Origin of the sequence: Methylotenera sp. (assembly GCF_036401095.1) — a bacterium.
Classification (GTDB): Bacteria; Pseudomonadota; Gammaproteobacteria; order Burkholderiales; family Methylophilaceae; genus Methylotenera.
In genome coordinates this window covers 1-18,558 of sequence record NZ_DASWWA010000028.1, presented here as the reverse complement: position 1 = coordinate 18,558, position 18,558 = coordinate 1, and the positions used below count along the sequence as shown (strand labels likewise).

Here is an 18,558-nt window from a genome sequence, read left to right as displayed (position 1 = left end):
TTGCATACAAAAGCAAGGGCGGCATGGCCTACAAAAAGCGCAAGCTAGAGAAACTAGGCCTTATCAATATTGAGCGTAAGCGCACCTTTGTTATGGAACACCATACAACGCGCCAAAGCCGCCAATGGATAATGGGCACCAGTTACTATGCAAGCAAGGATAAAACCCCTGCTATGCAGCTTGTGGACGCTATTACATTCAATTCCCTTAATGCCGCTAATACGGTAGAAAACCAAGCTGCATAATGGTAAGAAATAAAAATTTGATTATACACAAGTGGTACTCTACGAGTATTAAAACATTCCTGTGTTCCTATGTTCTTAGCTTTACAGTAACACAAGAAGGGTACTCTCATAGTCAGCCACTTATCCACCAAAACGCGCCGCGCCGATAAGCCTATGGAACTGGAATGGAACCCCGAAAACCCGAAAACCGAAAAAAACGCGGTACAGTTGGAAATGACTGTAGCGGACGATGCTTCAGCACAGTCGGAATTGTCTGTACAGGATCGGACAGCTACTCCCCCACCCTATCCAGGTAACAAGTACGGTAGCGATGCTTACATAAAAATCATAAACCAGTTTCCGCCCCATATAAATTTTATCAGCGCGTTTCTAGGAAGTTGTGCCGTTATGCGCGAAAAAGAACCTGCACCCGGTGCCAACATAGGTATTGAGGTGGACGCGCGAACGCTCAGCCACTACTGGAAGGGCTATACTGGTGCCAAGCTATACAACTACGATTTTATTGCCGCCCATTGCAGCCAAACAAAATACCTGCTAGAAACGCATCACACGCACGAGTTAATGAAGCTGCCAACTACCCTAGTATATGCAGACCCACCGTATATACTGGATAGCCGCCGCAATGGCAAGCTATATTACAGGCATGAGCTAACGTATAACGACCATTTCGATTTTATAGAGTGGTGCAAATTGCAAAAGTGTATGATAGCCATTAGCCAGTACCCACACCATTTATATGACAGCTTGGTAGAAAAGCACGGATGGAGAAAGCTTGAGTATGAAGTAATGACACGCGCGGGCAAGGCCACAGAGTGTCTATATATGAACTATGCAGAACCGGAGCGCCTACACCAGTACAATTACCTAGGCACCGATAGTTGGGATAGGCAACGTATAAAGCGCAAAATAGCGCGTGAGATAGGCAAGCTAGGCAACTTGCCACCACAAGAGAGAAATGCAATTATTAAAGCTATAAATAAAGCATACCCCTATGGAAAGTAACGAAATGAGAACGCACACCGCTCGCGGCAAGGTAGTAGCAAGGTTTACAATGGTAGCCACATTTAAGCCGCAATACACCAAGCCAGGTACCGAAGGCAGATTTACCTTTCGCGCCGATAAGGTACGAGAATACTACACCAAGTTTAAGCAACTAGATTTTGATAGCGATATAGCAGCACTAAGGCATAAATATAGCGAGATACTACACCGATGCCTAGAGATAGCTATATATGATAACTCTCTACCAAAGCTAGATAATTGTATATGCCGTGTAGTGAATGGCAAAGTAATCTATTCTATCAACTATAAAAATAAAGCAGCATGAAAGCCTATAGGGAAACACAGATACTACATGACGGAATAACCCATTATTACTATGCTACAGTCGAGGAACAAGTAATATGTGTTATGCACGATACTAGAATTAATGCTTTTGGTATAGTTGCTGCTACTACTCCTATGCCCGATGAAGAAGTAGTACAAATACACTACAGCGAATGGTTAGAGGCCTACGAAAAAGCCATGCAGCACATACAGAACGCGGTAACTAATCTACATGGTTTAATGGTACATGGAAAATGATAAGAACGTATGGAAGTTTGTTTACAGGAATTGGCGGCTTTGACCTACCGGCTAGAGAGAGAGGGTATAATATTATGTTCCAAGTGGAGCAGAACGAATTTTGCCTTGGGCGCCTCGAAACGCATTTTCCCCGTGCTGCTAGGTTTAAGGATGTCAAATCGTTTAAAGCCTCACCCTATCAAGGCAAAATTGATTTACTCACTAGCGGATTTCCATGCCAACCTTTTAGCAACCTCGGCAAGCAGCTTGCACACCATGATGAAAGAAGCCTATGGGATTACAATTTCGGAATTGTCAAAACTATCAAGCCAAGATATTTTATTGCTGAGAATGTTAGAAACATCGTTAACACCAAAGTTTTTGAACAAGTGTGCAGCGACTTGGAAAAAGCGGGATACCAAGTATGGCCGTTCGTATATCCAACTGGAGCTACAGACGGATACGATATTAGATACAGAACAATATTTCTTGCCTACTTGTCAAGCCTCGGAATATCGGAAGGCAAGCTACAAGCCCTCATCGCTAATAAAGCACCATTACAACCAATCGAAGAAAGGCAACCATTTTCAATTAGCATTGATAGAAGTAATAATGTTATACTACAAGGCCTATCCAAATCCGACCTTATACGAGAAATTGATGGGTTTCCCAATTGGATGGACAGAATGAAGGCACTAGGCAATGCGGTGCATGTACCGTTTGTAAACAGGTTGTATGACATTATAGAACTACTAGAAAGCAGCATAGATATGAATACAAAGCCACTAATAGTAAACCCTGCTAAGAAAGAAAAAAAGCACTCGAATAAATACGGGTATATAGGTACAGATTGTTGGGATAGACAGCGCAACGAAAGGAAAATAAATCGGTTGCTTGAGAAGATAGCAGAAATGCCAAAAGAGGAACGGAACGTACTAGTAAAGGCAATAAAACAGCTAGCATGACAATTATAATTAAACTACACTACGGTGAAGCGGAGCTAATACGCGAGCAATTGCGATGGACAGATGATGCTTACTTCGGTATATGGCATAAGGAATTTGCTAAGTACATAAATGGTATGGTGGTAGATGTTTGGAAGGAGCTAGAATTGTACTTTGTAAAGCGAACGCAATACAAGTACCAGGGCGATAAACCATTTACATTTACACGTGCCCAATTAAACGCTTTGGCTGTGCTGCTAATGGTAGGTATGCCACCCGCCGAACAAACCTTTAAAAATGAGCTGTACACCCGTTTACTTAAAATCATTGATAACAAGCTAAAGCAGTAACATGGAATATATATTTAAATCGAAACAAACGAATCAAATTAATAAGAGGATAAGGCTGCTAATGGAATGGAAAAAGAAAAACGAAGACAAGCCTTTACCAGAGCTAGTAACTGTAAAGGGAATGATTGTAGAGCTAGAAGATATAGAATTTGAAGAAGTATAAGAATAACGGCGCACCCTGCCAATACCCCTGAATGTATGGCATTACTGGTGCGCCGTGTGCTGAATAGTTAATGTAAGATATAGTAAGCCCCGGTAGCTCCAGCGGCACCGCCTAGTATAAAGGCAATACCGCTGCCAATACCTACACCGCGCCAAAACCTTCGCCGTGCTATTTGCTTTTCCTTGGCTAGTATCGTTCGCATATCTGCTACGTTTATTTCGCTTTGCAGCAAGGCACATTTGTAGTCGTCCCGTTGTGTCTGTATTACCGTTGCTATAGAATCACAGATATAGGCATTTTGCTGCATTGTAGCTAGGTTGGCACTATCTACCCTTATTAGGCTATCGGCTGCATATAAGGCCGCTTCGCAAGCCTCGCCCTGTATTAACTTATCATTCGCCTTGCGAATATCGCTTACCGCTACCTTTATGCTATCGCCCGATAAGCTCAAAGAATAACTTAAATTGTAAAGTATCGTGCAAAGTATTAGGCCTACTAAGTGTTTCATATTTACGGTATAGCGTTTTATAATTGGCAAAAAGTGTTTTATGCACCGCATTTAGGCTATCGCTGCTAGCTCGGCCGCGGTCCAGGCGTTCCCTTAGCTCCAGTTCCACCCGGTGCCAATGGGCCGCGTCCAGGCGCAAGCTATCAATGGTTTTTTCCCTAGCTTTAATATTGCGCTGTAGCTCTCGTATCTCTGCAATGTCTGTACGGTTATGGTTACAACCTTGCACAAACCATACAAAGCCCAAAAGCAATACAGCGAAGATAACTACAGCTATATTGGCTAATTTTCCTTTATCCATCGTGTAATGCTATAAGTGTTGCTTAAACTCCGTATGCGCCTATATACGCCGTCCCCATCGTGGCTACCGCCGCTATTAGTGTTGCCCTCTACACTTACATAGTAGCCGTTGCCTGTGTACTTGTGTACAAAACCAGTATGGCTAATGCGTTTCTTACCATTGCTATAAATGGTAAATACGTCGGCGGCCTTAATATCCTTATGCAGCATACCCCTATGGTAAACCACATTTTTAGCGTTGTGCGCCGTTGGGCTCCAGGCTGTAATATTATTAGGTACACCGCACGCGCTCAATGCCCAATGCACAAAGGCTGCACACCATGCGTACCCTTTGCCCAGGCCTACGGTCATTAAGTACCGCTCTACTTCCGCACCGTCATTATTGCCCGTAGCCTCGCGCACACCTATTTGACTGGTGTAGCGTTGTGTTACGCAGTTGCGAACGGTGTCAGAATTTGCTTGAGTACAAATGCTATAAGTAAGAAGAAGCCAAAATAAACTGCTTTTGATAGAAGTACGCGCCGCCATGCTCCGTTGTTTTCTAGGTTATCTAAATCGGTTTTGTATTGCTCGCTATACATATACTGGTATAAGTCGCGAAAGGTAAACATAATGCCACCCGTGGCAAGTGTGTTGATGCTTGACACCAATACCGCCGCTATTACTACAGATTGAAAAATACTAGGGTCATACCCTGCCCAGGCATCGCCAAAGTAAAAGCGCCCTGTTATATCCGATAATGCCCAAATACATAACAGAAGTGGGATGCTCCAAAAGCCGTCCCATACCCTTAGCAGCTTATAGAAGTTGGCTAGTTTTGTTCTCATTGTTTTAGCTTTTGTTTTGCCATGGATCGTACAGTCATTTATAACTGTATTGCAGGTGCTTTTATCTTGTTGGCCAGTACAGTCATTTTTGGCTGTACCAGCTGTGTTCCTATGCTTACCTTTAGTCATATCCTATCGAATACAGTTACAATTGACTATACTGCAGGAAACAATATGCCCTCTGTATCGAGTACATCGTTATACATGTTGCTCATCTTCATATTATCGCAGTATTGTTTGGCATCCTGTACCAACCAATCCATAGTAGAATAGTGGCGCACTTGAAAGGTGCGGTGTAAGGTTTCGCCCAGGTACAGGCGCACCGCTTCATGCGGCCCTGCATTTTCTCGCTTTATAATCAATGTTATTTTATCGGCCATTATACAGGGTTTTTAATTTCAGCATAACCTAGTAAGTTGCCTGTAGCATCGTAAACAGGTAACATATAATCGGTAGTAACAAGTACACCAGGCGCAACTGCTTGGTCTGTCCATAATTGCCCTTGCATTACAATAGCGCTGCCATTGGCTACACTTAAGCTAGCCGCCGTACCGCCGCTAGCGGTTTGGTCGCTAACCAATGCAGATGAGTTTACACCTGCTAATACCTCGCTATAATTACCGCCCGAATCTTCTGTGCGCATCCTTGCACCCAGGTCGCCACCATCCGCATTATCTACCAGTTCTATTTTGCCTGTACGGTTGTTTACTGTACGTAATAAGGTAGTGCCAATACTTGAAAATGCGAGGTTTGACATTATACCTACTAATCCATAAGATAGGCTAAGAATGTTTTGCAAGGCTAATAGCAAGCTATATACCCCGCCATTGAAGTAGCCACCAAATACGCCACCTGTACTTTGATTAGTATTTTGTATATCGTTGGCTGTAACGGGGCCGAACGGTGTAGCCTGCTCCCAGTACGGGTTAACTGGTGGCGTGGTAGCCCTATTTGCTTTTGTATATCTAAAGCCCATTTGTAGAAAGTTTAAGCGTGGTATCAATAGGCAATGAGAGGTTAGACACGTACAAATTGCCTGTCAAGTTCAATTCAAGCGGTACAGTACCAAGCGCCGCCCCTGTAAGCGTGTTTATCAATTCAGCATAGTTTGGATGTATGTATGCCACTAGATAACTTATACCGTACTTGTATATCCATTGTAAGCCGCTACTACGTAAGTTGCCCAGGTATTTATCTTGGCTATCGAATACACCTAAATCTATACGCGGTACTGGATATGCGAAATAGTCGTTCGGATTGATAACTGCAATTACTACACGTACCGCGCCGCTTTGCATGAAGCTGAAACCCTGTAACTGGAATTGCAGCTTATCAACCCCTTTGCGGTACAGGTACGCCGATACGCCAAGCCCTGCAAGCCCGGCAACTGCGCCTAGTGCTAATGCTGTACGTGTCCTCATGCTGCTTGCTTATGGTTGCGGTTAACTAAATAAATGGTAGCGCCTATGCCCGCCAATAACAATACGCCGCCTATGGCTGCTTTGCCCTTGTTAGCTGCTACCCACGTTGGGAACGATGTTATACGCTTCCATATACCGTTCCAGTCATTAGGGCTCAATACGCCCTGCTGCAATAGGTTTTGATAGTGTACCTTGCGCGTGTCAATTATCGCGTTATATATAGCCCCTGCATAGCTGCTATTAAGTGCATTTATGGTTTGTGGGCCTAGTACACCATCCACATCAATTTTCATAGCTGTAGGCAATACGCTGTTTATAGCCATCTGTACCTTTTTCAGCCCATACGTACCGCTAGCCATAAAGTAATCATATACTAGGTTTGCCATTTGTTGGCTATTGATATAGTCGCCATTCATGGCGTTCCAAAAATTAGCACGGTAGAACGCCTTTACCATATTCTCCAAGTCGGTAAATACTTGGTTATACTGTACAGGCTTTCTAGCGTCTACTATTGCCCATCCGCTCCATGTAGGCCATGCAGCACGGTTAATGCCCCTATATGTTTCATCGTCCCACGCAAAGTTACGGTAGCCACCTTCGTAGCCTACTACGCTGTAATTATATGCGGGTTCGAATGATGCCATAGATTAAAACTCAATTGTCTTGCTGTAGTTGCTCTTAAAGCCGTTGTTAGGTTCAAAGTATCCTATATGTATCTGTATGGCATTTAGGCTAGGTGCTGTTACTGTATAGCCTACTTTGCCATCAATAAGCGGAACGCTGTTAGGTTGGTCGCCATAATAGAATGTATCGGTATAGCCTACACCATTATATTTTACTTCGTATTGCACGGCCTTTTGTGCTGCATTGGTTGCAAGTATATTTATAACATACTTCGGCTTTTTGGTAATCCAAAGCCAAAATCCTGCCAATGCCCCTATGTATAGTACCTTATTTGCGTCCATCTGTAAACCATGTTTTATAGCCCCATATCAAAAGCCCGGCACCTACTGCCCAGGGCAATACTTTACCTATACCACTAACCGTGTTACTTACACCCGTAGCCACATCGCCCAGGCTATCGGTTATTTCATCGGCTGGTACAAGTATTGGAGAGAGGAAACCCGAAGTAATATCAAAACCTAAGCCACGGAAATAATCTCGGAATTGTGTATTGTAAATAAACTCCAGTTCCGCACCCCATAGCATACTCCATTGGTTCATTGCTTGCTCAAACTTGCCATTGGCAATATCTAGGCCGTATTGGGCACGGTTTAGCTTGTGCCATTGTATGTAAGCCTGTGGGCTCCACCAATTGTCGGGGCCCCATTCGTCAAAATCGGGTACGCTATCGGCCGTAAGCGGTTGAGGGTAAACAGCCGCGCCTATACGCTTGCTTTTACCTAACCCGCTAATGGTATATATTTTGGTAGTTCCCTTTGCCATACTTCAGTACAGTTAAAAATGACTGTAACAGTTCTGTTACATTATATCGGAATTGCTATGCTCTGTTTCGTGCGGTGCATTGCTATTGTTATTAGCTGGTGTAAATACACCTGCCTGGTTCAATGTGCCAAGCAATTGCCCTGCTGCGCTAAATATGGCAGTAATCAACTGCCCTGTATTGTTAGTAACGCCGCCATAGCTTTGCCCTGGCGGTATTTGCTGCTGTGTAGTGCCATAGGTAGTTCTGCTACCCATAAAGCTATACAGCAATGCCACCGCGCCTAAGCCTAGCAAAATGTATGCAGCGGTATTATTGCCACCATCGGTACCGCGCACACTAGCGCGGCGGTTTCTAAGTGAATTTTTGTGTAGTACTACCATTACATGCAGCCGTTTAGATTGTGGTACCTGCCTTTTATTTTACCCGGCACGGTAATAGGTTGTTCGTCAATAACAATAGCCGTTTGGCCAAGGTCTTCAAAAGTTACCTGTTGTGGTACTTGGTTAGGTGGTAACGGTGGATTGATTACCGTAGTATTTTGCTTGCTTAGTTTACCAAACAAGAAGGCAAGGCCACCCGCTACTATTGTGCCACCTACTAACCATTTAAGGCCATTGCCTGTTTTATTATTCTTAGCCATTATCAGCGTATTTTTGAATTAATATTTGCATGTTGTCTACCCTTTCCTCATCCGTGCCACCATCGGTAAAAAAGTAGCTGTAAGTGCTTACATCGTAAGCGTATAGCGGTGCATTTATCTCAAGTGTGTCGCCGGGTAGTATTGTTTTTTGACCGCCGCTAAACTTAACAGTTACATTGCTGTTAGTGCCTTCGTTGGCAAAGGTTATAGCGCACACCATACCCGTATCCTTTAGCGGTGTATAATCTCCCGTTTCGTTAACGAAAAAACCTGTATTTATAACTGGGTATAACTGCATTACTCTACTTCTTTAATGAACGGTTCAAGCATAGGAGCTACCATGCCTGTATAAACTGTAGGATTTTCTTCCATGTACCTACTTAGTGCATGTATGCGCTTTACCACGGCTATATACTCATTAGGTGTGCCTACCGCTTGTGGTTCAACAATCTTACATATACGTGTAATGGCATCATCAGCTACCTTGTTCCACTTATCCATTTCAGCATTACTTACATCATCACTTACTTCAATATCTTCTGCCTGTATGGTAGTATGTGGTACTTGGTCGGTAGTTCCTGCAATAGCCATTTGTGGGCCACCTAAGCGTTTTGTAATCAACCGACCTATTTCGGGGCCAAGGGTTTGTATCAGTTGGCTTATATAGTCGGTTTTCTCACTCTTTTTTGTTCTGTTACGCTCTTTTTGTTCTGCCAGCTCGCGCTCCAACTGCATTATTCGCATTTGGTTATTCATTTCCGACTTTATACCTGCTACCTGTATATCCATCATTTCACGGTATAAGCCGCCAATTTGGTTTACAGGTTGTATAATAGGCTGTTGTTGCACACCCGCTATACGTTCGCTATTAATACCAAAAGTAAACGTTTGTACATTGTTACTCTTTTCAGCCGATTTGAAGGATATGGTGTAGTCGCCTGGACTAAGTAGCTCCAGTTGCTCCTTTAGCTTTGAGTGGCTATCCTCGCGCGAGATATTGCCATCTTGCGTCCACGGCTCGGTACTAGCTACAGGGCTGCCGGCCTTAACGCTAGTGCCTTGGAAAATTTTCCAATGCACTAGCGTAGGATAAGCATTTGCGTAAGCCAAAACTCTTTCTATACCAGTTAACATATACTACTGTTTTTGAGCTTCCGAAGTATCTACTTTTTTACGGTTTGAATAGTCGATATACTTCACAACTAGGTAAACCATTTTACCATTGTTAGTTGCAATGGTAGCCTTATCGGGAAACCATACATAGCTTTGCCGCCAGTTCAATTCTGCTGTATTGAATTGGCTTTTATCGGTAGTATAGGTGTCATCCTGTGTGAATACTGCCAATGGCACTTGCTGTAATACTTGTCGGCTTTCTGTGTCTTGCAATACCAACCATCCGTTTTTAGCGAAATCAATATCGGCACCGGGTGTACCTTGGTAGCTGGTTAAAGCTGTATCGGGCATAGTAAGTGAAAGCAATAGCGTATTATCTAACCTTTGGTACTGGTTAAGAAAATACTGTTGTACACCTGTTTTTATTGGTATCTCAATAGTAAGCGTTTGTATAAACGGCACGTTTTTAAGATACTGCTCGCTGCCTACGCGGAAAATTGCGGCTGCGAACCAATAGAACAGCTTTTTAAGAATATCTAAACCCATAACTGGAGTTTATAAGATGAAAAAATTATTTACTACGAGTTTAGGCCTATAGCATTGTGTACTATAATGGTAAACTCCAATGCACCATCAAGGGCATCAACACCATCCCAGTTTATACCAGTAATGGTTATAGAACCATTGGCAGTTTCGTGCCTTAGTACATCTGGTTGGCCTTGTGTGCCAGCATAGCCCGATATTTGCACAGAGCAATAACTGCTAGCCTTTATTTTATTGCTGCTTACTACTGCTGTAAAAACAGTATCGGCAGCCGTTGTTGCTGCTCGGCTTACCTTAATCAATTCAGCGTTTACGGTAGCAGTACCTAAGTCGGTATCGCCATTGCCACCTGTTAATGTACCGTTGCCATTGCTAGCGGGTGCATCGGCTGCCTGGTTTGCGGTAACTATGGTAGTAAGTACCATAGCCGCAATATTTTTATAGTTTTTTTTCACCGTATCTAATTTAAAGGGTGGAATATTTTTTGAAAAATGCCACGGTAGCTGACCTAACTACCGTGGCTACTTGTTAACTAAAAAAACAGTATCTATCTAGCGCTTAGCAGCAAGTATTGCCTCGCGTGTTATAGACTTCATGCCCGTAACAAAATCGGCGAAGTTTGCACCGTTCTGCACGGTTATACCCTTCATAAAGAAGCTAACAACGTTTTGGCCTTGCCCTGCCAACGCAGCCGCTGCAAAATCTTCGTAGGTATTGATATTAAGCGTTAGCTTATTATCAGCCTTGCCCGATAGTACAGGGTATGGGTCCAGCTCTACCAATTTGTTGCCGTTGAACTGCGAACCGTTGGCATTTGCTGCAAGCGATTGTTGTGTTTGTGGCACATCTAGGAATAGGCGTGTACTCATGTTAGGTATATACACGCGGCTACCTACAGTTAAACCCCAATTGCCCGAATAGAAAGCATACAAGTCCTCGAAGTTACCTGTATTGGCAGCAGTAAACTGGTACGGGTTAGGATAGGTCTGTGGCAGTATGTTGCTCTTGCCTTCTTCGCGGTGGTCAATCGTCATTAGCATACATAGGCCAATGAATATATCATTGTTCTGTACGCCTTTTTGGTTTGGCCAGCTTTGACGGTCAGCATCCATTGTTTGTGCCAATACATCAAATTTGTAAACCGTTTTCGAGTCGCTTATCAATTGCTCCGATAGAAAGTAATCTTCATTTACTATCATACCAGTATCAAAAACGCCGTTAATTTCTGCAACCCTTGCTAGTATCGTATCATACGCTGCCCTAGCCCTTGTAGTGTCAAATACACCATATATTTTGTTCATAACTATTTTTATTTAAGAAAATTATTAATGGATTAAAAGCACTTTACTAATTACCTTTTGTGGCTAATACTACATGCCGCCACCTGCATCGCCTATATCGGCCTTATACACCGTTTGGCCAAAGCCAGGGAATTTATCGTACACGGTATTACCCATGCCGTTCCTTCCACTTGCATCGCGGCGTATGTACGACTTCATTATGGCCGAATTGTTATTGTCGATGCCCATAATAGCCGAATTGTTATTGTCGATGCCAAACAGGCCGTAGCTGTTGTTGTTGTATGGTGTAGGTGGCAATAAGCCCTTACCCATCCAACGGTTGCCAATACCGCCGCCGCTTATGGCATTGTTGCCGTCTTTGCTTAGCATATCGCCCGCTAACGAAGTAGCGCATTGTGCTGCTACGCCTACACCTGCACCTGCTGCCAGTTGCGCCATAGTTTCATCGCTTAACATAGTGCTAGCGTATGCCAGGCCAAGGCCTAAGGCTACACCCACAGTGTTAACAATATGCCTACCAGTTTGCAGCTCTTCGGCGGTTGCACCTTCTTTGGTTACTAGGCCTACTAGGTCGTCTTTAAAGTAACCTACTCCTATTGAAGCGGCAGATGCTGCGCCCACTCCAATAACGGCAGCGAGTATTTTCTTTTGGGTGCTGCCGATACCCGTTTTTCCTTTTCCCATACCTGAGATTTTTGTTTTACAACCGCACATAACGGTAAATTTTATTGTGAAAAATGATTGACTTTTTTAGGTTGGCCAGTACAGTTATTTATAACTGTACTTCAGCTACTTTTTGCGCTTCCTAGCCGCGCTTTTCTTCTTGCCAATTTTGGTTACAGCCTTCTTCTTGCTTACTGTAGTTTTCAGCTTACAGCTTGCATTGGCATAGGCTTTGGCGGCTTTTAGTGCCTTGCCTTTAGCGCCCTTGTGGCCTTTGGCTACACCGTCTAGCGCCTTGCTTAATCGGCTTAATGGAGTGCTTTTTTTAGCGGCTGCTTTTTTCTTAGTTGCCATGCTATGATTTGGTTTTTGATGATGAAGATGATAGCAACAGTAAGCCCCCACCTAGTAGGAGTGCGCCCCCTACTTTAAGGGCATTACCGCCGCCAAGTATTTTATCTATAAACCCATTGCCTGGGTCGGGTGGTTGGTTGGCCGGGTCGTTCAAGTCTGGGTTAACCTCAGTTATTTGCCCGTTGCATATTTTCACGTTGCCGCCTTGAGATACGCTAGTACCTATCATGCAGCCATCGGCGGTATTGTACTCGAACTGAAAGTCGCTAGGTGGGTCGGGTATAGTAGAGTATTTAGAATCTATCTTTACACTTTCTAAATACTTTAATACAGCCACTACTATGGCAGATATAGCCGCCGCTACCGCTATAACTATAGATGCAATTTCAGCGGCGCCTAAGCCGATTGCTGCACCTTGCACACCTATTTTACCTTGCCCTAGGTATTGGCCTTGGTTTGGTATTACTACCATTTCGCCTTTGCGCCAATCGTTGTACACCTTCATACTTTTTTCCATAGCTACCTTACGTGCCGCTTCTTCTTGCGGTGTATTGGGTGGTGGCAATATGGTACCTGGTACAGTTTGGCCGCTAGTGGTAAGTGTGCCAGGTCGAGCGTTTACAGGTTGCTCTAGCCACTTCTTTACCTCTAGCTCGCTAGCGCCATTGGTGCTTACCCAACCGCCGCGCGTCCAGTACGGTGTGCCGTTTGGCCTACCCATACCGCCTTGGGCTGGAAAGTTTAGCAATAGCTCAACACCCATTTGGAAAGTTGCGCCATTTGGTGTTATACCATCAGTAAATTTATTGTAGTATGGTATGCCCGGTTTAGGTGCAAACTCCTGACCGTATAGGCCAACACAGTAGCAACGGTATAGCATATAATCTAGGCTAACACCATAGTTTAAATAAGTGCTTACATTGCATAGCTCTTTAATATCGGCATCCCTACACCCTATGCCATGTAGCATATTATATATTTCGTCCGAATTGTCTTTTTTAGCAAGTATATCGGCGGGAAAAGCTAAGGGGCGCGGTGTAGTATCTTGGCTACCTTGCCTACATGCTACATAGGCATAAAAACTAGGGTCGTTCCAATACTTGTATATAAGGCAGCTACCCATTTTAATAATGGCAGTATATAGCCCATCCTTATCCTTCAAGAATATTTTTTTAGCTATGGATATATTTTTTATATTATCCATGCTAGGTGGGTCGCACACAAATTTACCTTTGCCGTTTAGCTTACAGCCATTGGCAAACAATACACCGCTTAGTAGCCTGGTACCCATATTGGCAATAAGGGTACCTGTGTTGTTTTTCATCCAGTCGTGGTACTGCTCCCAAAAGTCATTACCTGCATCAGCCTGTGTTTGTAAGCCTATGCGGCCTATACCTGCTATTTTACCGCTTACCTTATGTGGCTTTGTTGGCTCATAGTCCTCATTGTAGGCATACTTCGCCTCGTCATCAAATGTGCTAAGCGTGCTATCTATGGTAATAGGTAGGCCGTTTTCATCATAGGCTACTATGTAAACGTGGTGTAGGTCTTGCCCGTGTTTTTCGGCTATAAAGCGGTAAACAAAGTTGTAATTGCCAAGCGCGCGCAATACGCTGCTAGCAAATAGTGCCATGCTTTTACAGTCGCCGCCCTTGCCTGTACCGCCTAGGTGTTTGTGGCGGCCATTGTATAATGCACCGGGTAGCTGTATAAACTGGTAGCCGTTTTTGTCCTCTTGGTACGGTATGGTGTCATGCACATAACGGTAGATGTTATAGCACGTTTCATAAACGGTATCGGCCTTTAGTTGCTGTGCTAGGTTTTCAACGTACTGTGGGCCGAATGGGTCGGCATCTAGTATTACCTGTATAATGTCGTAAGTATCGCCCTTTGAGGTGTTCAAAGTGCGCTTGTTATTACCCGGTACAACATCGTAAGGAGTAGACATAAAGGCGGTTTTGCCTCTAAACTACTGCCTTTAAGTACCTATATCAATTGCCCGTGGCGGTATGTTTTGATATGTGCCGATAAGTTTCGGTAAGTGCCGATATTTTAAAAGGCTATCCGCAAAGAAGCGGTAAAAGAAGGCCTACTATCTAACTTTGTGTTATAGGCATAATTAAACGAAGGCGGCAATAAATAAGCCGTGCGCTTCAATTCATTGGCTGCATTGCGCTGCTTTTTGCTTTGGTGTATTAATATTGGCCCAGCTATTACAAAGCCTACACCTATAGCTAAAAAGCCTGTACCTAAACCTACAAATAGCGGTTCACCGTTTGATAGTGCTAATATTGTGGCACCCGAAGGAATACATACGGCACCTGCTATTGTCATTGCAGTACCGCCACTTATATTCTCTTTAGCTTTTTTCATCAATGAATCGTACTTAGCTGTAGTGTTGATATTTGTAAGTGTATCTTGGCTAAATAGTGTAGCTACGGTAAGTAGCAATACAAGGGTAAGTATTACGCGCATTGTTCTAGTATAATTTTTACTACTTTATGGGGAATGATTTTACGCTTTTTAAATTCATCTAGGCTTATTATGCCAATACAATGTTTTTCAACAATAGGATATACGATAGCCATAAATTCTCGCTTTGATTTTAGCCGATTAGCTTTTGCAATCCAGTTCGACTGTGTTGTATCAATGCTAGGGTTAGCTAGTATAGCCCTCAATTCATTTTTGCTTAAATCCGTGTATAGCATAGCTGGTAGGGTTTTCACCTTACAGCCAAATCCGATGCTAATATATTCAAAAGTAGCATGTTCCAAAAATCTGCCTAGAATGTTCTTAAAACGTGTTTTTTTTGTGCCATATTGCTAAAGATATGTAGGCCGTATAGGTGCTTATAGTGGCATAATAGGGGTATAAAACGCCGCTACGCTCCTACCCTATTGCATTTTTTTTCGGTAAATCGGTGGCATGGCTCATTAGCTCCTCTCCTACCGTGTTTTGAGAGGTAAAATGTATATTTTACTATACCCTAATAGGGGTACTAATTACCTAAGCCGTTTAAAATAATGGCGTATTTTCTCGCTTAGGATTTGGAATTATAAAATACTCTGCTTTACTTTGGGGTACGAAAACAAAAAAGCGCGGCCTTTTTGCATCAGGAACCGCGCTTTGGATTTGTCTGTAAGAGGTACAAATATACAATTTCCTGTTGTATGTAGTTAATCTTACCAAATTTTTTTTCGCATTATATGGAGCAACACTCCTACCCTAGCGAAAATTGTTTTCTAACTAATTGATTTTGCAGAGTTTACATTATGTTAAGTAGTGTTTTTAGCTTAAAGCTAGCAATACAGTACAATACATAAATACTCTGAAAATCAATAGTTAATGGATTGAAACAATTTTGGCGCAATGATGCTATGCGTTTTGAAAATAGCTGAATAGTTCAAAATGGAAAATAGCGAAAACGAAACGGAAAATGCCTCTAAAAACCTAGGCAATAACGTTATGGTTAATGCTCCCGAAAACCTTGGCAGCTTGGCCTATTATCATCCTGTGCGTATGGCAACCCCTCCCCTACCTAAGCGCAGTAGAGCCGTTAAAACAATAGCCATAGTACATACTCGATATGGCGAAAGTCCTACCATACACTTAGTAAGCACATTCGAGGCAATACGCATTGTATTTAAAGTTTATGGTATAAACTGGAAGTACATGAGCAAACCTTTTCAGGACATGCTAAAACTCATTAAAGGTGGCAAGCATGCTGAAACCATGACCCCGAACGGCACACGCTTAACCATTAAAATGGACCATCTATGAGAACCTTCTACTTCTATAGCAATGCTAGCGACGATATGTGCTACTGTGCTACCCTCTACATTTTTCAGCAGCTTGAACCAGGCGAAAGGTTTGTACAACTGGAGTGCATAAATATACAGGCTAGTAAGCACCCTAACGAGTATCACGAATTGATATACCGTGCCGATAGCATAACACAAAGCGGCCTTATAACCGAGTGCCGAACCTACCAAGAAATAGTGCGCTATATGCGCCACGGTAAAATATTTCCTTTTCTGCTAATACAGGAAAACCAATACTACAGGATTAAGCGAAAGCTGCTACAGATATGTAGCACATATCCGGCTGTACCTAGTAAACCATTAAGTAACTCAAACCATTGCCAACACTAAGCCTATGTACGAATTTGAAATATTCTTATGGTGGTATGATATGTGCATTATTAATACAGCACTAGAGAAAGGAGCGCGCCAAATTAAATTTTTGCACGCTATATCCCATAACGGTGTAAGAGGTTGTATTGCTACATACAAAGCGCCCTTTAAAGTAGATAACCCAAGCTATGTGCTGCTACTTGCTGCTATATCTATGCTAGAAAAACAGCAACGAATCATTGACGGCCTAACATTAATCAACCGCCCTATAAACCCACACCTGTAGCTATGAAACACATTTTAATGACCGAGGACTTTACCAATGAAGAAATGGAAGAAATATTGTTTCTCTCATGTGGTGGCTTAAGCAAGTACGCTCAAAATACTAGCATGGCTAAACTGTTCAACACTTTTCTAACTGCTTACGAAAGGCAAGTACCACAAGATGTGTATTTGCAATTAGTAGACGATGTGAATAGTAGAGTAGATGCTTTAAACGCGGCAATAGAGAATGACCCAAATTTTTTAGAAATGTTAAACGGGAATTTTGCAGAGTCAATGAAGCCCTTTGCAAGAGAGATAGAAAGTAATCTTCAAGCGCCGGCAGACTTGGCTGCATTCTTGACTGTTGACGACGAGGAGCTCCCATTTGTAAAAAGCCTAGACGAAGCCCGCGAATGGTTTTCCGATGGGCAAAACCTACGTGTGAGGTGTATATGTGGCGCACATAGCCGTACAGTTAATTGCTATGCCGATGCGGAATTATTCTATGGCTCAATAGCGGGGGCATAATCATGGCAGACTTCTACACACCAAGCAAGCACAAGCAAGCAAGAATAAACAAACGTTTTCCGCCATACTATCGGCGCGTAAAACATTACGAATTTCATAGCGATGTGTTTGTTGATAGCCACCGTAGCTACTTAGCAGCACAGCAAAAAAGAAAGAAGCAAATGAGGCTTATACGTTACCGACACAAGTGGTACACGGGACAATATAGAAGGGATAGCGATTTACCATTTTAAAAATAAGAGATATGATATACAAGAATAGTGAGGCACTCTTAGAAAGCATTATACGAAAATGGTATTTAGGTAGAGCCAATAGCATTGAACTTGCTACGCTTATAGAGTTGAAAAATAATATAGAAGCATCTGACCGTGATTTTGATATACATAGGATAGCGGATAATGCACTATATGATTTGCATGAGCCATTCAATTATATAAATATAGACTTTAAAGTAATGAAGTTTAACCATGTAAGGATAAATCCTACAGACTTGATATAACACTCCCATGCCCACCCCTAAGAACATACGCATACCTAGACAACTAGGTTTGGCTGTAATGCACAGCAAGCGCCTACGCAAATGCGTAGAGGTGCTGTTGTACTTGCATTACTACTGCGATGCGGGCCGCTATGCCGATACCAAGGCCATGCACACCGAGTATGCAGCCAAGTGCCGCCGCGATGTTCAAACATACGACACACGTATAAAGGAGCTAATAAGGCTAAAGCTAGCGCACCGTAAAGATGGTATGCTATACTTTGCTAGTTGGGATAAGATAGGCGAATATTTTAAGATACAAATACGCCGTGGTGGCCACTATGTACAGCCGCCTACAGGCGATGCCAGGTTAGAGGATATACTCGAAGCCATTGGTATGAATGAGTACATGGAAAAGTGCAAGCAAGCCTTTTACTATTACATTAATAAATACCCCGAAGCAAGGGAAACAATGCAGCGCGTTGCGGGTAGCTCCAGTAGAGATGCTATCCATTACAGCCAGTTGGCAACATTCCTACGCAATTACAAAGGGTTAAATGATGAAGATAGATATTGGCTACATGCACACCGTGCCGATAATAACCTGAGCTATGCTAAATGGAGCAAACTATTTGCATACAAAAGCAAGGGCGGCATGGCCTACAAAAAGCGCAAGCTAGAGAAACTAGGCCTTATCAATATTGAGCGTAAGCGCACCTTTGTTATGGAACACCATACAACGCGCCAAAGCCGCCAATGGATAATGGGCACCA

Annotated in this window: 30 protein-coding genes; 8 read left to right on the top strand and 22 right to left on the bottom strand. The window is 43.0% G+C overall.

What is annotated here, in order from left to right:
- From VGD82_RS13035 to VGD82_RS13015, 5 genes are all read left to right on the top strand, one after another.
- Positions 1–245, top strand: a 245-nt coding sequence (locus VGD82_RS13035) for a hypothetical protein (RefSeq protein WP_331020774.1), incomplete at its 5' end; no start/stop codon positions are given.
- Between the two features lie 153 nt (positions 246–398).
- On the top strand, positions 399–1,247 hold the full coding sequence (locus VGD82_RS13030) for a hypothetical protein (RefSeq protein WP_331020773.1): 849 nt from the start codon (positions 399–401) through the stop codon (positions 1,245–1,247).
- A gap of 408 nt (positions 1,248–1,655) precedes the next feature.
- Complete coding sequence (locus VGD82_RS13025; RefSeq protein ID WP_331020772.1) at positions 1,656–1,829, top strand: hypothetical protein; 174 nt, start codon at positions 1,656–1,658, stop codon at positions 1,827–1,829.
- Complete coding sequence (locus VGD82_RS13020; protein WP_331020771.1) at positions 1,826–2,773, top strand: DNA cytosine methyltransferase; 948 nt, start codon at positions 1,826–1,828, stop codon at positions 2,771–2,773. Before VGD82_RS13025 ends, VGD82_RS13020 begins: the two co-directional genes overlap by 4 nt.
- Positions 2,770–3,102 (top strand): hypothetical protein, encoded by a 333-nt coding sequence (locus VGD82_RS13015; RefSeq protein ID WP_331020770.1) that lies wholly within the window; start codon positions 2,770–2,772, stop codon positions 3,100–3,102. Before VGD82_RS13020 ends, VGD82_RS13015 begins: the two co-directional genes overlap by 4 nt.
- Positions 3,103–3,332: 230 nt before the next feature.
- Here the strand turns inward: VGD82_RS13015 and VGD82_RS13010 are convergent, their stop codons facing one another.
- The 22 genes from VGD82_RS13010 to VGD82_RS12905 all read right to left on the bottom strand — a co-directional run bounded on the left by VGD82_RS13010 (position 3,333) and on the right by VGD82_RS12905 (position 15,156).
- Positions 3,333–3,716: a hypothetical protein gene (locus tag VGD82_RS13010; RefSeq protein WP_331020769.1), complete on the bottom strand. Its 384-nt coding sequence runs from the start codon at positions 3,714–3,716 to the stop codon at positions 3,333–3,335.
- A complete protein-coding gene (locus tag VGD82_RS13005) occupies positions 3,697–4,074 on the bottom strand; it encodes a hypothetical protein (RefSeq protein WP_331020768.1) in 378 nt (125 codons plus the stop codon). The genes VGD82_RS13010 and VGD82_RS13005 overlap by 20 nt, the downstream gene beginning before the upstream one ends.
- Positions 4,056–4,475: a CHAP domain-containing protein gene (locus tag VGD82_RS13000; protein ID WP_331020767.1), complete on the bottom strand. Its 420-nt coding sequence runs from the start codon at positions 4,473–4,475 to the stop codon at positions 4,056–4,058. The genes VGD82_RS13005 and VGD82_RS13000 overlap by 19 nt, the downstream gene beginning before the upstream one ends.
- 26 nt (positions 4,476–4,501) lie before the next feature.
- On the bottom strand, positions 4,502–4,900 hold the full coding sequence (locus tag VGD82_RS12995; protein ID WP_331020766.1) for a hypothetical protein: 399 nt from the start codon (positions 4,898–4,900) through the stop codon (positions 4,502–4,504).
- Positions 4,901–5,055: 155 nt separating this feature from the next.
- Entirely contained in the window at positions 5,056–5,280 is a 225-nt protein-coding gene (locus tag VGD82_RS12990) for a hypothetical protein (RefSeq protein WP_331020765.1), read from the bottom strand.
- Entirely contained in the window at positions 5,280–5,876 is a 597-nt protein-coding gene (locus tag VGD82_RS12985) for a hypothetical protein (RefSeq protein ID WP_331020764.1), read from the bottom strand. The genes VGD82_RS12990 and VGD82_RS12985 overlap by 1 nt, the downstream gene beginning before the upstream one ends.
- Positions 5,866–6,321: a hypothetical protein gene (locus tag VGD82_RS12980; protein ID WP_331020763.1), complete on the bottom strand. Its 456-nt coding sequence runs from the start codon at positions 6,319–6,321 to the stop codon at positions 5,866–5,868. Before VGD82_RS12980 ends, VGD82_RS12985 begins: the two co-directional genes overlap by 11 nt.
- A complete protein-coding gene (locus VGD82_RS12975; protein WP_331020762.1) occupies positions 6,318–6,965 on the bottom strand; it encodes a glycosyl hydrolase 108 family protein in 648 nt (215 codons plus the stop codon). Before VGD82_RS12975 ends, VGD82_RS12980 begins: the two co-directional genes overlap by 4 nt.
- Positions 6,966–6,968: 3 nt before the next feature.
- Positions 6,969–7,286 carry a hypothetical protein gene (locus VGD82_RS12970; protein WP_331020761.1) on the bottom strand — a complete coding sequence of 106 codons (318 nt, stop codon included), beginning with the start codon at positions 7,284–7,286 and terminating at the stop codon, positions 6,969–6,971.
- Positions 7,273–7,767, bottom strand: coding sequence for a hypothetical protein (locus VGD82_RS12965; protein ID WP_331020760.1), 495 nt, complete (start codon positions 7,765–7,767; stop codon positions 7,273–7,275). Before VGD82_RS12965 ends, VGD82_RS12970 begins: the two co-directional genes overlap by 14 nt.
- A 36-nt stretch (positions 7,768–7,803) precedes the next feature.
- Complete coding sequence (locus VGD82_RS12960; protein ID WP_331020759.1) at positions 7,804–8,148, bottom strand: hypothetical protein; 345 nt, start codon at positions 8,146–8,148, stop codon at positions 7,804–7,806.
- Complete coding sequence (locus VGD82_RS12955) at positions 8,148–8,408, bottom strand: hypothetical protein (protein WP_331020758.1); 261 nt, start codon at positions 8,406–8,408, stop codon at positions 8,148–8,150. Before VGD82_RS12955 ends, VGD82_RS12960 begins: the two co-directional genes overlap by 1 nt.
- Positions 8,401–8,706, bottom strand: a complete 306-nt coding sequence (locus VGD82_RS12950; protein WP_331020757.1) for a hypothetical protein — start codon at positions 8,704–8,706, stop codon at positions 8,401–8,403. Before VGD82_RS12950 ends, VGD82_RS12955 begins: the two co-directional genes overlap by 8 nt.
- Positions 8,706–9,542 (bottom strand): hypothetical protein, encoded by an 837-nt coding sequence (locus tag VGD82_RS12945; protein WP_331020756.1) that lies wholly within the window; start codon positions 9,540–9,542, stop codon positions 8,706–8,708. Before VGD82_RS12945 ends, VGD82_RS12950 begins: the two co-directional genes overlap by 1 nt.
- Before the next feature lie 3 nt (positions 9,543–9,545).
- Entirely contained in the window at positions 9,546–10,067 is a 522-nt protein-coding gene (locus VGD82_RS12940; RefSeq protein WP_331020755.1) for a hypothetical protein, read from the bottom strand.
- A 32-nt stretch (positions 10,068–10,099) separates the two neighbouring features.
- Positions 10,100–10,519 carry a hypothetical protein gene (locus VGD82_RS12935; RefSeq protein ID WP_331020754.1) on the bottom strand — a complete coding sequence of 140 codons (420 nt, stop codon included), beginning with the start codon at positions 10,517–10,519 and terminating at the stop codon, positions 10,100–10,102.
- A 96-nt stretch (positions 10,520–10,615) separates the two neighbouring features.
- Entirely contained in the window at positions 10,616–11,365 is a 750-nt protein-coding gene (locus tag VGD82_RS12930; RefSeq protein WP_331020753.1) for a hypothetical protein, read from the bottom strand.
- Positions 11,366–11,434: 69 nt separating this feature from the next.
- Entirely contained in the window at positions 11,435–12,049 is a 615-nt protein-coding gene (locus VGD82_RS12925; protein ID WP_331020752.1) for a hypothetical protein, read from the bottom strand.
- A 105-nt stretch (positions 12,050–12,154) separates the two neighbouring features.
- Positions 12,155–12,382, bottom strand: a complete 228-nt coding sequence (locus VGD82_RS12920; protein WP_331020751.1) for a hypothetical protein — start codon at positions 12,380–12,382, stop codon at positions 12,155–12,157.
- Between the two features lies 1 nt (position 12,383).
- On the bottom strand, positions 12,384–14,330 hold the full coding sequence (locus VGD82_RS12915) for a hypothetical protein (RefSeq protein ID WP_331020750.1): 1,947 nt from the start codon (positions 14,328–14,330) through the stop codon (positions 12,384–12,386).
- Between the two features lie 104 nt (positions 14,331–14,434).
- Entirely contained in the window at positions 14,435–14,755 is a 321-nt protein-coding gene (locus VGD82_RS12910) for a hypothetical protein (protein WP_331020749.1), read from the bottom strand.
- A 92-nt stretch (positions 14,756–14,847) separates the two neighbouring features.
- Positions 14,848–15,156, bottom strand: coding sequence for a hypothetical protein (locus VGD82_RS12905; protein ID WP_331020748.1), 309 nt, complete (start codon positions 15,154–15,156; stop codon positions 14,848–14,850).
- A gap of 634 nt (positions 15,157–15,790) precedes the next feature.
- Between VGD82_RS12905 and VGD82_RS12900 the strand changes: the two genes are divergently transcribed.
- From VGD82_RS12900 to VGD82_RS12890, 3 genes are all read left to right on the top strand, one after another.
- Complete coding sequence (locus tag VGD82_RS12900) at positions 15,791–16,162, top strand: hypothetical protein (RefSeq protein WP_331020747.1); 372 nt, start codon at positions 15,791–15,793, stop codon at positions 16,160–16,162.
- A gap of 656 nt (positions 16,163–16,818) precedes the next feature.
- Complete coding sequence (locus VGD82_RS12895) at positions 16,819–17,307, top strand: hypothetical protein (protein WP_331020746.1); 489 nt, start codon at positions 16,819–16,821, stop codon at positions 17,305–17,307.
- Positions 17,308–17,864: 557 nt separating this feature from the next.
- A partial coding sequence (locus VGD82_RS12890) for a hypothetical protein (protein ID WP_331020745.1) occupies positions 17,865–18,558 on the top strand: 694 nt, incomplete at its 3' end.